The sequence below is a fragment of the Streptomyces sp. NPDC047917 genome (assembly GCF_043204345.1).
Lineage (GTDB): Bacteria > Actinomycetota > Actinomycetes > Streptomycetales > Streptomycetaceae > Streptomyces > Streptomyces sanglieri.
In genome coordinates this window covers 308763-328719 of sequence record NZ_JBIDCA010000005.1, presented here as the reverse complement: position 1 = coordinate 328719, position 19957 = coordinate 308763, and the positions used below count along the sequence as shown (strand labels likewise).

Genomic DNA, 19957 nt, shown 5'->3' with positions numbered 1-19957 from the left:
CCTCGGCCGGGTCAGCCCCGGTACGCGGTCCAGCTGTCGCTCATCCGCTGGACCTGGCCCGCGGTGAACTGGGTCATGCACGAGTCGTAGGTGTAGTCCATGAAGTTGTGGATCGGGTCGACCCCGGTCTTGTTGGTGCAGGTGTCGCGCCCGGTCGGGCATTCGTACGCGGCGCTCTTCTCGGCCGGGGTGTCGGCGACGTAGTCGCCGTTGCCGTTACAGCCGCCCTGGAAGGTGTGGTAGAGCCCCATCCAGTGGCCGACCTCGTGGGTGGCGGTGTCGCCCTCGTTGTAGTTGGTGGCGGAGCCGCCGGGCAGCGAGGCGTCGAGCATGACCACGCCGTCGTCCGAGGGGTTGGACTTGTACGAACTGGGGAAGGTGGCCCAGCCCAGCAGACCGCCGCCGAGGTCGGCGGTGTAGATGTTGAGGGCGTTCGCGCCGCCCTTGCGCAGCGAGGACTTCATGGCCTTCTCGGCGGCGGAGCCGGGGGAGACGCCGTTGTACCAGGAGCTGTTGTCCGTGTAGTCCGTGCCGGCCAGCGTGAACTGGAAGCCGGAGTTCGTATTGCCCGAGCCCTGTCCGCCGTAGGCGGCGTTCAGGACGCTCAGCTGGCTGCTGATCGCTGACGCGCTGAGCTTGCCGGTCGTCCCGGAGTGCACGACGTGGAAGTAGACCGGGATGGTCGCGCCCGCGGCGAGCGAGGGGCCGCTGACCCGGCGGTCCGCGAGTCTCCGCTTCAACTGCGTGTCCATGGCCCTGGCCCGGCTCGCGGTCAGCTCATTGGGGTCGTCGGTGTGGGCGGCGCCCGCGGGGCGGGCCTCGCGCGCCGCGGCGCCGGCGCCGGTCTCGTCCCCGCACTTCTGGGCGGCGGACGCGGAGCTCCTGGGGGCGGCCGAGGCGGCGGAGCCGGAGGGAGCGGAGAGCGGTGCCAGGGCCAGGGTTCCGGCCAGGACGGCGGTGCCGATCGCACGGTTTCGCATACGCGGCGATATGCGGACAAGAGTGCGCACGTGGACTCCTCGCGGATGTGTGGGGGAGGTATTTCCTCACCCGCCGCCGGGAGATTACGTGCGCATGTCAGGTCCCGAGGAGGAATGATCAGGCCCAATCGACCGGTCGCCAAAGGGTGGAAAGCGGGCGGAATCTTCTTTGCGTTCCAGAGTTTGAGACGGCGACGTAACCATGGGCGTTACCTCGGCGGGTGGTGTGTCCCCATTCGGTCCATGGGACACACCACCCGCCGTAGCGACGTAATGTGCCGTCAACATATGGCGGAGTGGCCGAAAATGGCGCCTCAGCGCACCGGGCGGTCCACCCGCTCGACCTTCTGCGTCCCGCTCAGCGTCCGGTACGAACGCGTCCAGGCGGAGGTCGCGTCCCGCTTCGTCCGGTCGGAGACGGCGTAGTAGTCCATCTGTGAGCGCTCGGCCGTCACGTCCAGGACGCCATAGCCGTGCGAGTCCATGTCCACCCACTTCACATGGCGGTTGGCGGCCTTCACCGCGGCGGCCGCGACCACCGAGACCGTCTGCGGCGCCACGTGCAGGATGTCGTCGATGTTGTCCGAGGTCACCGAGGTCACCACGAACTCCGTGGCGGCCGAGGCGGAGAGCGGATACGTCGCCGCCTTCACCGGCACGTCGTTGGCCCAGGCCATGTGGATGTCACCGGTCAGGAAGACCGTATTGGTGATCGACCGGTCCCGCAGGTGGGTGATCAGCTCCTTGCGGTCGTCCGTGTAGCCGTCCCACTGGTCGACGTTGACGGCCAGGCCCTCCTTGGGCAGCCCCAGCAACCCGGCCAGCGGCTCCAGCAGATGGGCCGGCACGGAACCGAACGCGACCGGCGAGATCATCACCGACGTGCCGACCAGCTTCCAGGCGGCGTCCGAGCCGGCCAGCCCCGACTTCAGCCAGTCCAGCTGCGCCCGCCCGGTGATGCTGCGCTCCGGGTCGTCGACCGCGCCGCTGCCGATCCCCGCCTGCTGGGAGCGGAAACTGCGCAGGTCGAGGAGGTGGAGCTCGGCCAGGTTGCCGAAGCGCAGCCGCCGGTACACGGTGCCCTCGGTGGAGGCGCGGACCGGCATCCACTCGAAGTACGCCTGCTTGGCGCCCGCGACCCGGTCCGCCCAGGCGCCCTCGGTGCCCGGCGTGTGGTTCTCGGCCCCGCCCGACCAGGCGTCGTTGGCGAACTCGTGGTCGTCCCAGATCGCGATCACCGGGTGCGTGGCGTGCAGCGTCTGGAGATCGGGGTCCGTCTTGTACGTGGCGTGCCGGGTGCGGTAGTCGGCGAGCGTGAGGATCTCGTGCCTGGGCTCGTGCTGCCGTACGACGTACTTCGCGTCCGGGTAACTGCCCGACGCGTACTCGTAGATGTAGTCCCCGAGGTGGAGCACCGCGTCCAGGTCGGCGCGGGCGGCGAGGTGGCGGTACGGGGAGAAGTACCCGGCCTCCCAGTTGGCGCAGGACACCACGCCGAAGCGCACGCCGGGCGTGGCGGCACCGGCCGCCGGAGCCGTCCGGGTGCGGCCCGCCGGGGAGACGGTCCGCGTCCCCTCGCCCGCAGAGAAGCGGAACCAGTACGCGGTGGCGGGGGCCAGGCCCCGTACATCGGCCTTGACCGTGTGGTCGGACGCGGCCCTCGCGACGGTCGTGCCGTGGGCGACGACCCGGGAGAAGTCCCGGTCCTCGGCGACCTCCCAGCGCACCGCCGTGTCCGCGCCGCGGCCCGAACCGGGTATCGCGTCGGGGGACGGGGTGACGCGGGTCCAGAGCAGGATGCCGTCGGGAAGCGGATCGCCGGAGGCGACGCCGTGCAGGAAGGCGGGGCCGTCCGCGGCGCGGGCGGCGGTGGCGGAGCCCAGCACCGGGGCCGCGACGGCGGTGGCCGCAGCGGCCTTGACGACCGTGCGGCGGCTGGGGGCGGAGGGCGGCGGGGAAAGGTGTCGACTGGTCACGGAGCAGCACCCTACTGACCGGTAAGCCGAACGGGCAGGCGAACGAAGGAAGTTCGCCTGCCCGTCGGGGAGCCGCTGCCCGGATGTCGCCGGCCGGTCAGCCCTTCAGCGCGGCCGTGATCGCGGTGTTGAAGTCCTCCAGCGTCATCGGAGCGTTCTCGCTCTTGCCGTCGGTGAGCTTCTTGCCGTCCATCTTGAGCGTCGGGGTGCCCCGCACACCGCTCTTGTCGAACGCCTCGGACATCTTCATCGCCCAGCCGTCGTACGTGCCGTCCTTGACGTTCTTCTGGAAGGCGGCATTGCCCTTCAGCGCGTCCACCGAGTCGGCGACCTTGATCAGGTAGGAGTCGTCCTTGAACTTGTCGACGGTCTCCTCCGGGTGGAACTTCGCGGAGTAGAGCGCGTACTTGTAGTCGAGGAAGGCCTGCGGGCTGACGTCGAGCGCCGCACCGAGCGCGCTCAGCGCGTTCTTCGAGCCCTCGCCGTTGGCCGCGTTGTCGATGAACGTGGCACCGACGTACTTGATCTTGTACTTGCCGGCGTCGACGTCCTTGTGCACCGTCTCGCCCATGATCTGCTCGAACGAGGCGCAGACCGGGCAGCGGGAGTCCTCGTACAGCTCCAGGGTCTTCTTGGCGGTCGGCTTGCCTATGACGACGGTGGTGCCGTTCTCGCCCGAGGTGTTCTTGGGCGCGGTCACGTTCTTCGTGTCCTTGGCCGCCTCCCAGTGGGACGGCTTGTTCAGCTGCATGACGCCCCAGGTGACGCCGCCCACGACGGCCAGCACGCCGACGATCGAGACGCCGACGATGATCTGCCGGCGGGCCTTGTCCTTCTTGGCCTGGCGCTCGCGCTCGGCGCGCAGCCGCTCGCGGGCCGCTGCCTTGTTGGCCTGGGTGTTGCGGTTGCTCATGTCCGTGTCTCCATGGGGTGAGGGGTGTCTCGGGGGATGTGCGTGCTCAGGCGATGGTGAAGGCCGAGCGCGGTGGTCCCCTGCGTCCCACGGAGTGCACGAGCAGACGGGCGTGTACGAGCAGGTGCGGGCCGTGCCCGGCGGGCCGGGTACGGCGGCGGGCCGGGCGGCGTGCCGTACCGATCACGGCGACCGCGATCAGCAGCGGCCGGAACGCCAGGACGGCGGCCGCCTCCAGCAGGCCGGCCAGCGCGGCCTCGCCCCGCCGGAGCCAGGCCGCGGCGAGCAGGCCGACCGACACATGGGCGGCGAGCAGCAGCCACGGCACCGCGGGGGCGGGCGAGGCCAGCAGCGCGGCCGTGGTGTGTCCGGCATCGGTCACCGAGGCGAGCGGGTCGACCCCGGCGCCGGCCCGCGCCGCACCGGTGCCGACCATGCCGCCGCACAGCACATCGACGCCGACCGAACGCAGCGGCCCCGCGATCGGGCCGCCGGCCGCGCCGTAACAGACGTGCTGACCGGTGGTGAAGACGGTGTCGGCGGCCAGTTCCAGCGGGACCAGCAGCCCGGCGATCGCCCCGAAGCCGCGCTCCCGGCCGGCCAGCGCGTACGCCACCGCGAAGACCACGCCGGCCAGCAGGGCGACGGCGGTCAGCGGCAGCGGAACCCGGGAGAGCAGCACATGGGACGCAGCGGAGAGCGTCACGACGAGCGCCGTGAAAAGCGCCGCGCGAACGACTCTGAGCTGCGTCCCGGATATGTCCATCGTTGAGGAGTGTCGCATGCGCACCTGTGGGCGACCCCCGAAAGGGTGCGGATCGGCCGGTACAGGTGGCGGGCGGACGGCCGGCGCGGCAGTGGGGGCCCGCCTCGGTGACGGGCGCGACGGCCCGTCGGAGGCTGCGGATCGGTTCGCCCCCACTACCGTGCGCGGATGATGCCCAGGCTCTCGCTCGGATCAGGCCGGGCCCGGCCTGATCCGAACGGAAGACCTCAGCCGCAGGGCGGGGTGGCCGCGGGGGTCTCGAAGGTCCCCTGGCCCTGGACCTTGATCAGCCCCACGTACTTCTTGCCACAGGGGTAGCTCATGTTCCAGGTGGCGTTGGCCCGCTCGCCGGTGCTGATGGTCTTCAGCCCGCTCCAGGACGTGGTGGCCACGCGGAACCCGAGGTTGGCCTTGATCGTCGAGCCACCGCTCTTGGTGTAGAAGACCTCGATACGGGAGGGGCTCGTGTTCAGGGAGATGCAGAGCTGCCCGTTGCTCAGGCTGGTGCACTTGACCCGGTCGCTGGCTGTGACCGAAACGTTCTGCGACGGCTGTGCCGCGACGGCGACGGAGGCGGAGGTGTCGCGCTCGGCCGCGTGGGCGGGGGCGGCGAGGAGCGAGGCTCCAGCGGCTATGCAGGCGGCGGCGGTCAGCGTGACTCGACGGTTCACGGGGTTCCTCCTTGATGACTGGTCAAGATCAACGCTGGTGACGCTACAAGGGGGAAACCGTGGTGCCAAGGGGGTTTCTGTGGAGCCGACGGGGGCGAAATCCAGCCATCCGCCGCGCAGTTGCCGCATAGACACCCCGCGGAGCTCCTGCAGCTCCCGTCGGCCGTCAAGGGTGTTTCAGAGGCCCGGAATCCGGCCGTTGCGGAAGAGATCCACGAAGATCTGGTGGTCGGTCCGGGCCCGGGCGCCGTAGCTGTGGGCGAAGTCCACCAGCAGCTCGGCGAAGCCCTCCTCGTCGGCCGCGATCGCCGCGTCGATCGCCCGCTCGGTGGAGAACGGCACCAGCGAGTGGCCGCTCTCGTCGTCCGCCGCGGAGTGCATCGTCGCCGTCGCCCGGCCGAGATCGGCGACGACCGCCGCGATCTCCTCCGGCTCGTCGATGTCGGACCAGTCCAGATCGACCGCGTACGGGGACACCTCGGCGACCAGCTGCCCCGCCCCGTCCAGCTCGGTCCAGCCCAGCCACGGGTCGGCGTGCGCCTGAAGGGCGCGCTGCGAGATCACGGTGCGGTGGCCCTCGTGCTGGAAGTAGCCGCGCACCGCGGCATCGGTGATGTGCCGGGAGACGGCGGGCGTCTGGGCCTGCTTGAGGTAGATCACCACATCGTTCTCCAGGGCGTCGCTGTTGCCCTCCAGGAGGATGTTGTACGAGGGCAGCCCGGCCGAACCGATGCCGATGCCTCGACGGCCGACGACGTCCTTCACCCGGTACGAGTCCGGGCGGGTCAGGCTCGACTCCGGCAGCGTCTCCAGATAGCCGTCGAAGGCCGCCAGCACCTTGTAGCGCGTCGCCGCGTCCAGATCGATGGAGCCGCCGCCCGGGGCGAACCGGCGCTCGAAGTCCCGGATCTCCGTCATCGAGTCCAGCAGCGAGAACCGGGTCAGCGAGCGGGCGTCACGCAGCGCGTCCAGCAGCGGACCCTCGGCGGTGTCCAGCGTGAACGGCGGCAGCTCGTCGTTCTTCGCGCCCGTCGCCAGCGCGTGGATCCGCTCCCGGTAGGCGGTGGCGTAGACCCGCACCAGCTCGCTGATCTGGTCGTCGCCCAGCGCCTTCGCGTACCCGATCAGGGCGACGGAGGCGGCGAACCGCTTGAGGTCCCAGGTGAACGGGCCGACGTACGCCTCGTCGAAGTCGTTCACGTTGAAGATCAGCCGGCCGTTGGCGTCCATGTACGTGCCGAAATTCTCCGCGTGCAGATCGCCGTGGATCCACACCCGGCCGGTCCGCTCGTCCAGGTACGGGCCGCCGTGCCGCTCCCGCTCCAGGTCGTTGTAGAACAGGCACGCCGTGCCGCGGTAGAAGGCGAAGGCCGAGCCCGCCATCTTGCGGAACTTGACCCGGAAGGCGGCCGGATCGGCGGCCAGCAGCTCCCCGAAAGCGGTGTCGAAGACCTCAAGAATCTGCTCCCCGCGCTGCGCCGCGCCGGTCTGCGCTTCCGACATCTCTGGGTGCCTCCTGGTACCTGACGTGCGTGACGACGTACATGACAAAAGGGACGAGTGATCCCGCCCTTCCAACGCGTGACCGTACCCGGGAGTGCCCGTCGTCCGTCACCTCGAAGACGTAGACTTCCACGCTGTCCCCCAGCCCGTCATCGCCCGCCCGCCCGTCGCCCGACCGCCGCCCTCACGGAGGCGTTCCGCGCCGCGCCGGCACACCGGAGGCACAGCGCCGTGACCAAGCCGCCATTCACGCACCTTCACGTCCACACCCAGTACTCGCTGCTGGACGGTGCCGCGCGGCTCAAGGACATGTTCGCTGCCTGTAATGAAATGGGCATGTCGCACATCGCGATGACCGACCACGGCAACCTGCACGGGGCCTACGACTTCTTCCACTCGGCGCAGAAGGCGGGCGTCACGCCGATCATCGGCATCGAGGCGTACGTCGCCCCCGAGTCGCGCAAGCACAAGCGGAAGATCCAGTGGGGCCAGCCGCACCAGAAGCGCGACGACGTCTCGGGTTCCGGTGGATACACCCACAAGACGATCTGGGCGTCCAACGCGAAGGGCCTGCACAACCTCTTCAAGCTGTCCTCCGACGCCTACGCCGAGGGCTGGCTGCAGAAGTGGCCCCGCATGGACAAGGAGACCATCGCGCAGTGGTCCGAGGGCCTGATCGCGTCCACCGGCTGCCCCTCGGGCGAGGTGCAGACCCGGCTGCGGCTCGGCCAGTTCGACGAGGCGGTCCAGGCCGCCTCCGACTACAAGGACATCTTCGGCGAGGGCAGGTACTTCCTGGAGCTGATGGACCACGGCATCGAGATCGAGCGCCGGGTCCGTGACGGGCTCCTCGAAATCGGCAGGAAGCTGGACATCCCGCCGCTGGTGACCAACGACTCGCACTACACCTACGCGCACGAGGCCACCGCGCACGACGCCCTGCTCTGCATCCAGACCGGCAAGAACCTCTCCGACCCGGACCGCTTCCGCTTCGACGGCACCGGCTACTACCTCAAGACGACCGACGAGATGTACGCCGTCGACTCCTCCGACGCCTGGCAGGAGGGCTGCGCCAACACCCTGCTGGTCGCGCAGCAGATCGACACCACCGGCATGTTCGAGAAGCGCGACCTGATGCCGAAGTTCGACATCCCGGACGGTTTCACGGAGATCACCTGGTTCCAGGAAGAGGTCCGCGTCGGTATGAACCGGCGCTTCCCGGGCGGTGTCCCCGACGACCGGCAGAAGCAGGTCGAGTACGAGATGGACATCATCATCCAGATGGGGTTCCCGGGGTACTTCCTGGTCGTCGCCGACTTCATCATGTGGGCGAAGAACAACGGCATCGCGGTCGGCCCCGGCCGAGGCTCCGCCGCCGGTTCGATCGTGGCGTACGCGATGGGCATCACCGACCTCGACCCGATCGAGCACGGACTGATCTTCGAGCGGTTCCTCAACCCCGAGCGCGTCTCCATGCCCGACGTCGACATCGACTTCGACGAGCGCAGGCGCGTCGAAGTGATCAGGTACGTGACGGAGAAGTACGGCGCCGACAAGGTCGCCATGATCGGCACGTACGGAAAGATCAAGGCGAAGAACGCCATCAAGGACTCCGCCCGGGTCCTCGGCTACCCGTACGCGATGGGCGACCGGCTCACCAAGGCCATGCCCGCCGACGTCCTCGGCAAGGGCATCGACCTCAACGGCATCACCGACCCCAAGCACCCGCGCTACAGCGAGGCGGGCGAGATCCGGGGGATGTACGAGAACGAGCCGGACGTCAAGAAGGTCATCGACACCGCGAAGGGCGTCGAGGGCCTGGTCCGCCAGATGGGCGTGCACGCCGCGGGCGTCATCATGTCCAGCGAGCCGATCGTCGACCACGCCCCGATCTGGGTCCGGCACACCGACGGCGTCACCATCACGCAGTGGGACTACCCGCAGTGCGAGTCGCTCGGCCTGCTGAAGATGGACTTCCTGGGCCTTCGCAACCTCACCATCATGGACGACGCCGTGAAGATGGTGGAGTCCAACAAGGGCGTCAAGCTGGACCTGCTCGGCCTCCCGCTGGACGACCCCAAGACGTACGAGATGCTCTGCCGCGGTGACACGCTCGGCGTGTTCCAGTTCGACGGCGGTCCGATGCGCTCCCTGCTGCGCCAGATGCAGCCCGACAACTTCGAGGACATTTCCGCCGTCTCGGCCCTGTACCGGCCGGGCCCGATGGGCATGAACTCCCACACGAACTACGCCGAGCGCAAGAACGGCCGCCAGGAGATCACCCCGATCCACCCGGAGCTGGAGGAGCCCCTCAAGGAGGTCCTCGGCCTCACCTACGGCCTGATCGTGTACCAGGAGCAGGTGCAGAAGGCCGCCCAGATCGTCGCCGGCTACTCGCTCGGCGAGGCCGACATCCTGCGCCGCGTGATGGGCAAGAAGAAGCCCGAGGAACTGGCGAAGAACTTCGTCCTCTTCGAGGCGGGCGCCAAGGAGAAGGGCTTCTCCGACGCGGCGATCAAGGCGCTGTGGGACGTGCTGGTCCCGTTCGCCGGCTACGCCTTCAACAAGGCGCACTCCTCCGCGTACGGCCTGGTCACCTACTGGACCGCGTACCTCAAGGCGAACTACCCCGCCGAGTACATGGCGGCGCTGCTGACCTCGGTCAAGGACGACAAGGACAAGTCGGCGGTCTACCTCAACGAGTGCCGCCGCATGGGCATCAAGGTGCTGCCGCCCAATGTGAACGAGTCGCTGTCGAACTTCGCCGCCCAGGGCGACGACGTGATCCTCTTCGGTCTCACCGCCGTGCGCAACGTCGGCCAGAACGTCGTCGACTCGATCATCCGGTGCCGCAAGGCGAAGGGGAAGTACAACACCTTCCCCGACTTCCTGGACAAGGTCGAGGCGGTCGTCTGCAACAAGCGCACCGTCGAATCGCTGATCAAGGCCGGCGCCTTCGACGAGATGGGCCACACCCGCAAGGGCCTGGTCGCCCACCACGAACCCATGATCGACAACGTGGTGCAGGTCAAGCGCAAGGAGGCCGAGGGCCAGTTCGACCTCTTCGGCGGCATGGGCGAGGAGGAGAGCGACGAGCCGGGCTTCGGGCTCGACGTGGAGTTCTCCGACATCGAGTGGGAGAAGTCCTACCTGCTGGCCCAGGAGCGCGAGATGCTCGGGCTGTACGTCTCCGACCACCCGCTCTTCGGCCTGGAGCACGTGCTGTCCGACAAGGCGGACTCCTCGATCTCCCAGCTGACCGGCGGCGAGCACGCCGACGGCGCCATCGTCACCGTCGGCGGCATCATCTCCGGCCTCCAGCGCAAGATGACCAAGCAGGGCAACGCCTGGGCCATCGCCACCGTCGAGGACCTGGCCGGTTCCATCGAGTGCATGTTCTTCCCGGCCACCTACCAGCTGGTCTCCACCCAGCTCGTCGAGGACACCGTCGTCTTCGTCAAGGGGCGCCTCGACAAGCGGGAGGACGTGCCCCGGCTGGTCGCCATGGAGATGCAGGTCCCCGACATCTCCAACGCCGGCACCAACGCCCCCGTGGTGCTGACCATCCCCACCGTCAAGATCACCCCGCCCATGGTCAGCCGCCTCGGCGAGGTCCTCAGCAGTCACCGCGGCGACACCGAGGTACGGATCAGGCTCCAGGGCCCCCGCAAGACCACGGTGCTCCGGCTCGACCGGCACCGGGTCAAGCCCGACCCGGCGCTCTTCGGTGACCTGAAGGTGCTGCTCGGCCCGTCCTGCCTGGCCGGCTGAGCCGGCTCTCCCGAGCAGACGTACGAGAGGGGCGCCCCGCGAAAGCGGGAGCGCCCCTCTCGGTCACCCGGCCCGCGACCGGACCGGAGAAGTCCCCGGTCAGTTGTGGCCGAAGCGCCGCTGGTGCTTACGGGCAACATCGGCAGGGCTGCCCTGGGCCTGCGACTGAGGCTGTATCTGAGACTCGTACGGGGTCGTCTTCGCCTCTTCCGCACCGCGCTCCGGACCGGACGCGCGGTTCTGCTGGCTGCCCTGCTTGCGGTTCTTGTTCTTGGCCATGGTGTTCCTCCTCGGGAAACTCTCGGGGCCAGGACCGCGTTCAGATTCACATGGCGGGATAAACCGTGCATGTTGGATCATTACCGTGCGTAGCGGGGGTGTGTGACACGCCGTTTTCCGGTTCCGCCACGCCGATGATCGAGTTCCGGCCGTCAAGCCCTGCGCGGTCGGGCAGACTCGAAGGAAACCCTTGGCAAGGACCGCACCCGAACTTCTGGAAGAGGGTGGATCTCGTGGACCGTTGCGTCGTCCTGGTGGACGCCGGCTACTTGCTGGGCGCAGCCGCGAGCCTGCTGGCCGGGGAGCCCGCCCGTTCCCGCATCACGGTCGACCACGCGGCCCTCATCCGGGGCCTGCGCGAGCGGGCCGAGGCCGACACGCAGCAGCCGCTGCTTCGGATCTACTGGTTCGACGGCGCCCCCGACCGGGTGCCGCAGCCCGAGCACCGCAGACTGCGCGTGATGCCCCGGGTCACCGTCCGGCTCGGCGCCCTCACCCGCAGTGACGGGCGCTGGGCGCAGAAGGGCGTCGACGCCGCGATGCACGCCGAGCTCACCGAACTGGCCAGGAACCGGGCCTGCTCGGACGTGGTGCTGGTGACCGGCGACGGTGATCTGCTGCCCGGCCTGATGTCCGCCAAGGAACACGGCGTCGCCGTGCATCTGTGGGCCGTCCAGGCCGCCGACGGCGACTACAACCAGTCCGAGGACCTGGTGGCCGAGGCCGACGAGCGAAGGGTGCTCGACCGGGCCTGGATCACCCAGGCGGTACGGGCCAAGGAGACGGGTGGCGTCTGTGCCCCGTCCCCCGTGCCCCGTCCGGAGATCGCCGCGATCCTCTCCGCGCCGCTGCCCGAGGCCGCCCTCGCCGCCTCCGCCGAGCGCGCCTCGGAGGCCCAGGCGGCGGCCGCCGCCAACGGCGCCCAGCCACCGCCCGAGGAGAGCACCGGCCCCGACCGCCCCGAGCACGGCGGCCGGGGCGTCCCCACCCCCAAGGACCTGGCGGGCAGTCTGCGCGGGCCCGGCGCCCAGCCCGACCGGCACCTCCCGCAGCCCTCGCCCGCCGGCGCGACCCTGCGCTGGTCCTCCGACAAGAGCTGGGCGGAGCGCGGCGGGCCGCTGGGCGAGCCCGCCGAGACCGCCTCGCTGCCGACGCTGGCCCAGCTCACCAGCGCCGAACAGCGCTGGGCGGACCGCGAGGAGGACATCACCACCGTCGGCGGTGACCCTTTCGAGGTCGGCCAGGTCTTCGCCCGTCGCTGGATGGAGCGACTCCCGGAGACCGTCCATCTGCAGAAGCTCTCGACCATGTATCCGCGCATCCCGCACCGCATCGACGGCGAGCTGCTGCGTTACGCGGCCCGGTTCGGCCTGCTCGCCCACAAGGACGACCAGATCGACGAGCACGACCGTTACGCGATCCGGGCGGGATTCTGGCGGGAGATCGATGTACGGGCCGCCGCCGAGCACACCCCCGCGGCGGAGCGGACGACCCCGTCCGCCGGCTGACGGCCGAGCCGGGCCGCGGGCGGGTGCTCCGGGCACGCCCGCGGCCCCTCCGGCGTGGCCCCGGGCGCAATACGGGGCATCCGACCCCGTACCCTCGTACCTCGTGAGTACGGGCACAGCACAGGCGCAGCCGGCGACCGGGACCGTGTGCGCGGTGCGTGATCTGGTCAAGACCTATCGCGCGGCCCGCGGCCGCCGCGGCACTCCCGCCACACCCGAGGTGCGCGCCACCGACGGGATCAGCCTGGACGTGCGGCGCGGCGAGATCTTCGGGCTCCTCGGCCCCAACGGCGCCGGGAAATCCACCCTGGTACGGCAGCTCACCGGGCTGATGCGACCCGACTCCGGCAGCGTCGACGTGCTGGGCCACGACCTCGTGCGCCACCCGGAGCGCGCCTCCCGGCTGATCGGCTACCTCGGGCAGGAGTCCACCGCCCTCGACGAGCTCACCGTGTCGCTCGCCGCCGAGACCACCGGACGGCTGCGCGGCCTCGCCGCGGCGGACGCCCGCGCCGAACGCGACGCCGTGCTCGGCGAGCTCGGCCTCACCGAGATCGCCGGACGCCCCCTGAAGAAGCTCTCCGGCGGCCAGCGGCGGCTGGCCTGCTTCGCCGCCGCGCTGGTGGGGGAGCGGCCGGTGCTGGTGCTGGACGAGCCGACCACCGGCATGGACCCCGTCGCCCGGCGCGCCGTCTGGGCCGCCGTGGACCGGCGCCGGGCCGAGCGCGGCACGACGGTGCTGCTCGTCACCCACAACGTCATCGAGGCCGAGACCGTCCTCGACCGGGTCGCCGTGATCGAACGCGGCCGGGTCATCGCCTGCGACACTCCGACCGGGCTCAAGGAACGCGTCGCGGGGGAGGTCCGGGTGGAGCTGGTGTGGCGCGACCGGGCGCCCCTCGACGTACCCGAGGTGGCCGCGCTGCGCGGCTCGGCCCAGGAATCCGGCCGGCGCTGGGTGCTGCGGCTCGGACCCGACGAGGCGCGGGCGGCGGTCGCCGCGGTGACCGGCGGCGCGGCCTTCGCCGCCCTCGACGACTTCACGCTGGCCACGCCCAGCCTGGAGGACGTCTATCTGGCGCTCGGCGGGGACGCGGCCAAGGGACTGGTGAAGTCATGACGGGGGCCTGCGGGGTGGTCGGGGCCGAGGGGGCGCCCGGGGCCGGAGAGGTGGCCGGGGTGAGTCGTACGGCCGGGGGCAGCGGGACGACCGGGTGCGGGTGCGTGGCCGGGCAGGCAGCGAACAGGAGCAGCGCCAGGTGACGAGCATCGTTCCCGCGCAGGCGGTGACCGGACCCGTCCGGACCGCGCAGGACGGCCCCGCGGGTCTCCTCGGCGACGGCTCCGGCCACGAGGGGACGGCGCCCGCGCCGCTCGCCCCGCGGGCCCGGCTGTTCCCCTCGCTCGCGGCGGTCTACCGCGCGCAGCTGTCCAGGGCCAGGGTCGCCCGTATCCCGCTGCTCTTCGTCGCGACCTTCCAGTCCGTCGGGATCATGGTGCTGATGCGCGGGGTGGTCGACGGCGGCTCCGAGGCACGCGCCGTCGTCGCCGGCTCCAGTGTCCTCGTCGTGGCCTTCGTGGCGCTCAATCTCCTCGCCCAGTACTTCGGGCAGCTGCGGGCCGGCGGCGGGCTCGACCACTACGCGACCCTGCCGGTGCCGCCCGCCGCGGTGGTGCTCGGCGCGGCCGGGGCGTACGCCTCCTTCACCGTGCCCGGCACGATCGTCACGGCCGTGGCCGGCAGCGTGATGTTCGGGCTGCCGCTGACACATCTGTGGGTGCTCGTCGCCGTCATCCCGCTCTCCGGGGCGGCGCTCTCGGGGCTGGGCGCGGCGCTGGGGCTGCTCGCGCCCCGGCAGGAGCTGGCCACGCTGCTCGGCCAGCTGGGCATGTCGGCGGCGCTGCTGCTCGGTGTGCTTCCCGCCGACCGGCTGCCGGCGCCGGTCGGCTGGGCGCGTGATCTGCTGCCCTCCACCTACGGTGTCGAGGCGCTCGCCCGCTCCTTCGACGCCCACCCGGACTGGGCTGTCGTCGCGCTGGACCTCGCCGTCTGCGCGGTGGTCGGCGTCCTCTCGCTGGCCGCGGCGACCTGGGCGTACCGCAGGGCAGCGGTCCGGTGAGGCGCGGCGCGGGGGCGCCTGGCACGATGGCACGGTGACTGCACCTCTGACGCCGCCTCACCAGCCTTCGTCCAACGATCCCTGGCAGACCCCGCCGAACTGGGGTGGCCCGGGGGGATCCGGCGGGCCCGGTCGGCCCGGCGGTCCGGGTGGAGCCTTTGGGCACTACCCGGGGGCCCTGCTGGAGTCGCAGGAGGAGAAGGACCGCGGGCCTGATCTGCGGAAGGCCGCGATCGTCACCGCTCTGGTGACCGTCTCGGGCATCGCGCTCGGGTTCCTCTGGCTGTGGCTGGCGCCCAGGGTTCCGCTGATCTCCGACAGCACCGCCGTCTTCCTGAACGACAGCGAGGGCGAGGAGGCGATCGGCGCCGACGGAACGTTCGTGCTGCTGGGCCTGGCCTTCGGGGCGCTCTCCGCGGCACTGGTCTTCTGGTTCCAGCGGCGCGGCGGCATCGCGCTGGTGCTGGGTCTCGCGCTGGGCGGGCTGCTCGGTTCGCTGCTGGCGTGGCGGCTCGGGGTGTGGCTCGGGCCGACCCAGGACGTGGTCGCGCACGCGCGGGCGGTCGGCAAGGGCGTGGTCTTCGACGCACCGCTCCAGCTGCGGGCGAAGGGGGCGCTGCTGGCCTGGCCGCTGGGGGCGATGGCGGTGCATCTCGGGCTGACGGCGCTGTTCGGGCCGCGGGATCCGGAGCCGGAGTGGGGGGTGTACTCGTTTCCGGGTGCGCCGGGTGCGCCGGGGGCGCCTGAGGCGCCGGGTGTGCCTGGGGTGAACGGGGCCGGGGGGTCCGCCGGTGAGGGCGCGCCGCCTGTGCCGCCTGCGTAGCCGCTGCGCGGGGCTTGTCCCCTACCCGCCCCTTCCCGAACCGGGGCTCTGCCCCGGGCCCCGGTCCTCAATCGCCGGGCGGGCTGAGGGGTGGAGTGGGTGGTTCTGTCCCGGGCTCTGGTCCTCGATTGTCGGGCGGGCTGAGGGGTGGAGTGGGTGGTTCTGTCCCGGGCTCTGGTCCTCGATTGTCGGGCGGGCTGAGGGGTGGAGTGGGTGGCTCTGTCCCGGGCCCCGGTCCTCAATCGCCGGGCGGGCTGAGGGGTGGAGTGGGTGGCTCTGTCCCGGGCTCTGGTACTCGATTGCCGGGCGGGCTGAGGGATGGACCGGGCAGCTCCGTCCCGGACGGGGTCAGGCGCGGCCGATGTCTGCGAATACCGCGTCCGTCAGGGCGGCCAGGTCCGTGGCGGAGAGTTCGACCTCCAGGCCCCGGCGGCCCGCCGAGACGCAGATCGTGTCGTGGGAGCGTGCCGACGCGTCCAGCACCGTACGCAGCCGCTTCCGCTGGCCCAGTGGGGAGATGCCGCCCCGCACATAGCCGGTGGTGCGTTCCGCGGCTGCCGGGTCGGCCATGGTGGCCCGTTTGCCGTTCACCGCGGCGGCCAGGGCCTTCAGGTCCAGTGAGCCGGCCACCGGGACCACCGCCACGGTCAGCGTGCCGTCCACGTCCGCCACCAGGGTCTTGAAGACCCGGTCGGGGGAGACGCCCAGAGCCTCGGCCGCCTCCTCGCCGTAGGAGGCGGAGGCCGGGTCGTGGTCGTAGGCGTGGACGGTGAAGGGCGTGCCGGCCGCGGTCAGGGTGACCGTGGCCGGGGTGCCGCCGGACTGTTGCTGCTTCTTGGGCTTCTTCGCCACGGGGACGGGTCCTCGGTCGATCGGTGGTCGGATCAGTTGGGGTGGGTCGGGGCGCGGGTCAGATCCACCGCGGGCAGCGACGGCAGATGGCGGATGACCGCGGTCTCGGCACGCAGCAGCGTCAGTTCCTCGCGCAGCCGGGTCGCGGTGTCGGGCGCCTGGAGCAGCCGTTGCCTGGTCGGGACGTCCAGTACGGCCGCCGCCGCGACCAGGTACGAGACGACGGAGGGGTCGTCGGGCAGGTCCGCGCCGGTCGTCAGGGACCGTTCGCTCGCCCCGGCCAGCCGCTTCTGGTAGCTGCGGAAGGCCCGCAGTACGCCCTCGGCCAGCGCCCCCGCCTCCTCGCCGGGCTCCTCGTCCAGCTCTTCGAGCTCGGCTGTGAGGAACGGGCCGCTCGCCTCCACGGAGAGCAGCCTGACCCGGGTGGTGCCGGTCGCCAGGACCTCGAAGCTGCCGTCCTGCCGCTCCCGGATCTTCGCCGCGTCCGCGATGCAGCCGACCCGGTGGAAGGTCTGCACCGGGTCGGGGCCGAAGCCGTCCGCGGGGCCGCGCTCGGCGGGGACGCTCACCGCGTCGGGCATTCCGGCGCCCGTCGGGGCGGTCTCATGGCCGTCACGGATCGCGACCACGGCGAACCGGCGGGGTTCGTCCTCGTCGGTCTTCAGGAGCTCGCGCATCATGGCGCGATAACGCTCCTCGAAGACGTTCAGCGGCAGCACGAGGCCGGGGAACAGCACCGCGTTCAGCGGGAACAGAGGCAGGCGAGCGGTGGTCACAACGGTCAAGCGTAATGGCCGCCGGGCCCGCCCCGGTCGGCCCGTCCCGCGAAAGGTGCCGCACAGGCCACCCGGACTCGCGTGTCGTCCCGCGCTTCCAGGAACCGGCCGAGCGGATCCTCGGAGACCGACGACCAGGGGAACGACGCCGCGTGCGGTCCGATCCGCCGGAACTGTTCCAGGGCCTCGTCCCAGCGCCCCCGGCCGACCAGCACGAACGCCAGCAGATTGCGGACCTCGGCGGACCACGGATCGCCCGGCTCCAACGAGGCGGACAGCGCGATGGCCAGATCCGCCGCCGCGTCGATCCGCTCCTCCTGCACCGAGGTGGTCCGGGTGCCCGGACCCTCGATCAGCAGGGCGAAGGCCGCCCGCAGCGGCAGCGCCTGCACCAGCGAGCCGGGCAGCGAGTCCTCGGCGGCCCGCTCCGCGAAGTCGAAGCACTCGCGGTGCGAGCCGTACCAGGCGGCGGAGAGGTACCGCAGCGCCGCGACATGGCAGCCGTAGTGGTGCGAGGAGCGCTGGATCGCCTGCTCCCACAGCGCCTCGAACACGGTGTGCGTGGCGTGGGTGCCGCGGGCGTGGTCGAGCGCGAGGCGCCAGGGCACCGGGTCGCGCGGATCGCTCTCGGCAGCCGCCGAGATCAGCGGCCCCACCTCGCGCAGCTGCTCGGCGCGGGCCGGCGACTCCCAGGCCCGGTGGACCGCCAGCTGGGCCTTGACGAGCAGCGCGTCCGGGTCGTGCGGAGCTGCGGCGAGCCAGTCGGTCAGCCAGCCGTCGCGGCTGCGGGCGAAGGCGACGAGCCGGCCGAGATACCGGTCGCGGTTCTCCCACTCGGCGCCGTCCCGGGTGGTGGCCATGAGTTTGGCGGCCGGTCCGTACTCCCCGAGTGCGGCGGCGACGAGGGCCGGGGAGAGCCGTTCGTCGGGGGCGTCGAGCAGCACCTCGTCGTCGGCGGGCAGTCCGGCGGTCCCCTGCGAGGGGCGCCGGACCGCGCGCGCGGCGCGGAGCAGAGCACGAAGGATTGGCATGGTGCAGACCATTGAAAAGCCCTGGTCGGAGCGGCGCCAGAGGCTCGCTGTGAAGCTTTGGTGCCGAGTGAATGGGTTGTATCGGACCGGGTCAAGAAAAAGTAAAGGAAAGTTCGGAATCTGGCTTGTTCCTGCGGTTCCGGCCGATGGTGTACGGCACTTCTGACGCGGCTCGGGCGGTCGTTCGACCACGGTGTACGGGTGTCGTACCGGGCCGTTCGGCGGAACGGGCACAAGCCGCCGGACGGCCCGCCGCCCGATCCACCGTGGCCGGATCCGGTCAGCCCCGGCGGAGCAGCCGTGAGGCGCCCGCCGCCACGGTCGTGGCCAGTATCCAGCCCAGCAGGACGAGCACGGCCGCCGCCCACTGCCAGCCGTCCTCCATCCGCCAGTAACCGTCCTGGCCCAGATTGATCACCGGGATCAGCAGATCCAGCGCGTACAGCGCCGGGTTCCACTGCGGATGCTCGTCCTGCTTGATCGCCGCCGGGGCGTGCTGGGCGAAGGCCACCGCCCCCGCCGCCCACAGCAGGGCCATCCAGACCGCGGCCCGCCCCGGCCGGTAGCCGTACGCCACCGTCCAGTCCTGGATGAAGCCCCACAGCTTCCCGGCCGGCGGCAGCGTCTCGCGCCGCCGCCGCTGCTTGGCCAGCAGCACCTCCCGGGCGTCCGCGTCCTCCCCGCAGTTGCGCAGCACCGTCGCGAGGCGCTCGTACGGCTCCGGCACGTACTCCGGGGTCGCCGCCGCCACCCACTCCAGGCGCCGGGAGAGCGGGAAGTGTCCGTACGGGACGAGGTTCTCGTACACGAAACCGCCCATCGCCAGGCCGCCGGGCCCCGGCCAGCTCGTCGACACGTCGATCAGCGTGACGACCTTCGCCCCGTTCAGCACGACCCGGCCCTCCTCCGGCCGTTCCGCGTTGAACCGCAGCTCCGGGGTGACGATCCGGCGCAGCGAGAGCTCCTCGTGCCGGGCCATCACGAACCGCGCCTTGTGCAGATCGACCGCGTCGCCGAACCGCCCGTCGTCCAGCCGCACCCCGCCGCGGCAGTCGAGGACCTGCGAACGGGTGCCGCTCGCCGGGGTCGACGCCATGACGATGCCGTACGGCGGAGTGGCGCCCTGGATCCCCGTCTCCACGCTCACCCACGCCTCACTCATGTACAGCGTCCGCTCCACGCTCAGCTGGGGGGCGTTCAGCGCGCGCCGCCCCTCCCTGCCGCGCAGCCGGCTGCCGCGCAGACTCAGCGAACCACCGACCTTCGCCCCGCGCAGACTCAGCTCGCCGCGCGCCTCGATCAGCTCCGCCTGAAGGTCCTGGGCGACCGCCAGCCCGTCCCCGGCCAGCGCCCGGCCGCCCCGGTCCGGGCCGATCTCGATCTGGTTGATCAGCAGATCGGTGCCGATCTGGGCGTCGGTGAGCCGGATCCCGCGCGGGATCCGGCAGCGCGGCAGATGCAGATCGCCCTCGGTGCGCAGCCGGGCCGCCTCCAGCCGCGGCATCGCACAGCCGACGATCCGCAACGTCGTGAAATGGCACTCCGGCAGCACCACCTCGTTCTCGAAGCGGCAGCCGGTCATCTCGACGTACGGCGAGACGCGCCCGCCCGCGAGGTCGAGCGTCCCAGTGATCCGCACCCCCCGGAGCTTCAGCGCCGCCACCCGGCCGGGGCGCGGCGGCGGCCCCGAGAGCAGCAGCCTGGCGACGACACGCCCGTCCACACTGCGCTCCGGTCCCCAGACCAGCGGTGCGAACGGATCGTCGCGCGCGGGATCGCGGGCGCGCAGATCGTAGGTGCTGCCGTTCCGGAAGGCCTGCCACATGCCCAGCTCGGCCGCGCTCAGACCGTCCGGAAAATCGCCGTCGTGCGGTTCGGTCACGGGTGCCCCTTCCGCTCGGAGCTGTTCTTCCCTCTGGGTGACGACGTGAACGCTATTGGTCAGCAGTGACGTCCGGGACATGTATCAGCCAGTGATACGGGCGACC

Annotated in this window: 16 protein-coding genes; 5 read left to right on the top strand and 11 right to left on the bottom strand. The window is 71.2% G+C overall.

Going from position 1 to position 19957, the window contains the following annotated elements; genetic code table 11:
- Positions 1-11 precede the first annotated feature (11 nt).
- The 6 genes from ACGF8B_RS14290 to ACGF8B_RS14265 all read right to left on the bottom strand — a co-directional run bounded on the left by ACGF8B_RS14290 (position 12) and on the right by ACGF8B_RS14265 (position 6809).
- Positions 12-980, bottom strand: a complete 969-nt coding sequence (locus tag ACGF8B_RS14290) for a zinc metalloprotease (protein ID WP_392737897.1) — start codon at positions 978-980, stop codon at positions 12-14.
- A 314-nt stretch (positions 981-1294) separates the two neighbouring features.
- Positions 1295-2956, bottom strand: a complete 1662-nt coding sequence (locus ACGF8B_RS14285) for an alkaline phosphatase D family protein (RefSeq protein WP_392737895.1) — start codon at positions 2954-2956, stop codon at positions 1295-1297.
- Between the two features lie 97 nt (positions 2957-3053).
- Positions 3054-3869: a DsbA family protein gene (locus tag ACGF8B_RS14280; RefSeq protein WP_392737893.1), complete on the bottom strand. Its 816-nt coding sequence runs from the start codon at positions 3867-3869 to the stop codon at positions 3054-3056.
- Between the two features lie 46 nt (positions 3870-3915).
- Positions 3916-4635 carry a hypothetical protein gene (locus ACGF8B_RS14275; RefSeq protein ID WP_392737891.1) on the bottom strand — a complete coding sequence of 240 codons (720 nt, stop codon included), beginning with the start codon at positions 4633-4635 and terminating at the stop codon, positions 3916-3918.
- 227 nt (positions 4636-4862) lie between these two features.
- Complete coding sequence (locus tag ACGF8B_RS14270) at positions 4863-5306, bottom strand: hypothetical protein (protein ID WP_392737889.1); 444 nt, start codon at positions 5304-5306, stop codon at positions 4863-4865.
- Positions 5307-5483: 177 nt separating this feature from the next.
- On the bottom strand, positions 5484-6809 hold the full coding sequence (locus ACGF8B_RS14265) for a DUF2252 domain-containing protein (protein WP_392737887.1): 1326 nt from the start codon (positions 6807-6809) through the stop codon (positions 5484-5486).
- Between the two features lie 231 nt (positions 6810-7040).
- Between ACGF8B_RS14265 and dnaE the strand changes: the two genes are divergently transcribed.
- Positions 7041-10580, top strand: coding sequence for a DNA polymerase III subunit alpha (gene dnaE / locus ACGF8B_RS14260; RefSeq protein ID WP_392737885.1), 3540 nt, complete (start codon positions 7041-7043; stop codon positions 10578-10580).
- Between the two features lie 99 nt (positions 10581-10679).
- On the opposite strand, the gene ACGF8B_RS14255 is transcribed toward dnaE, so the two are convergent.
- On the bottom strand, positions 10680-10859 hold the full coding sequence (locus ACGF8B_RS14255) for a hypothetical protein (RefSeq protein WP_392737883.1): 180 nt from the start codon (positions 10857-10859) through the stop codon (positions 10680-10682).
- A gap of 224 nt (positions 10860-11083) precedes the next feature.
- Here ACGF8B_RS14255 and ACGF8B_RS14250 point away from each other — a divergent pair, with 224 nt between their 5' ends.
- The 4 genes from ACGF8B_RS14250 to ACGF8B_RS14235 all read left to right on the top strand — a co-directional run bounded on the left by ACGF8B_RS14250 (position 11084) and on the right by ACGF8B_RS14235 (position 15310).
- On the top strand, positions 11084-12367 hold the full coding sequence (locus ACGF8B_RS14250) for an NYN domain-containing protein (RefSeq protein WP_392737881.1): 1284 nt from the start codon (positions 11084-11086) through the stop codon (positions 12365-12367).
- 145 nt (positions 12368-12512) lie between these two features.
- Positions 12513-13487 carry an ABC transporter ATP-binding protein gene (locus ACGF8B_RS14245; protein ID WP_342284634.1) on the top strand — a complete coding sequence of 325 codons (975 nt, stop codon included), beginning with the start codon at positions 12513-12515 and terminating at the stop codon, positions 13485-13487.
- A gap of 271 nt (positions 13488-13758) precedes the next feature.
- On the top strand, positions 13759-14487 hold the full coding sequence (locus tag ACGF8B_RS14240; RefSeq protein WP_392738350.1) for an ABC transporter permease: 729 nt from the start codon (positions 13759-13761) through the stop codon (positions 14485-14487).
- A 34-nt stretch (positions 14488-14521) separates the two neighbouring features.
- The gene (locus ACGF8B_RS14235; RefSeq protein ID WP_392737879.1) at positions 14522-15310 is read left to right on the top strand and encodes an ABC transporter permease; all 789 of its coding nucleotides are present in this window, start codon (positions 14522-14524) and stop codon (positions 15308-15310) included.
- A gap of 348 nt (positions 15311-15658) precedes the next feature.
- On the opposite strand, the gene ybaK is transcribed toward ACGF8B_RS14235, so the two are convergent.
- The 4 genes from ybaK to ACGF8B_RS14215 form a co-directional block, all read right to left on the bottom strand.
- Entirely contained in the window at positions 15659-16162 is a 504-nt protein-coding gene (gene ybaK / locus ACGF8B_RS14230; protein WP_392737877.1) for a Cys-tRNA(Pro) deacylase, read from the bottom strand.
- A gap of 32 nt (positions 16163-16194) precedes the next feature.
- Complete coding sequence (locus tag ACGF8B_RS14225; RefSeq protein ID WP_392737875.1) at positions 16195-16938, bottom strand: LON peptidase substrate-binding domain-containing protein; 744 nt, start codon at positions 16936-16938, stop codon at positions 16195-16197.
- A gap of 5 nt (positions 16939-16943) precedes the next feature.
- Entirely contained in the window at positions 16944-17981 is a 1038-nt protein-coding gene (locus tag ACGF8B_RS14220; protein ID WP_392737874.1) for a hypothetical protein, read from the bottom strand.
- Positions 17982-18249: 268 nt separating this feature from the next.
- Positions 18250-19851 (bottom strand): oxidoreductase, encoded by a 1602-nt coding sequence (locus tag ACGF8B_RS14215; RefSeq protein ID WP_392737873.1) that lies wholly within the window; start codon positions 19849-19851, stop codon positions 18250-18252.
- Positions 19852-19957: the final 106 nt, after the last annotated feature.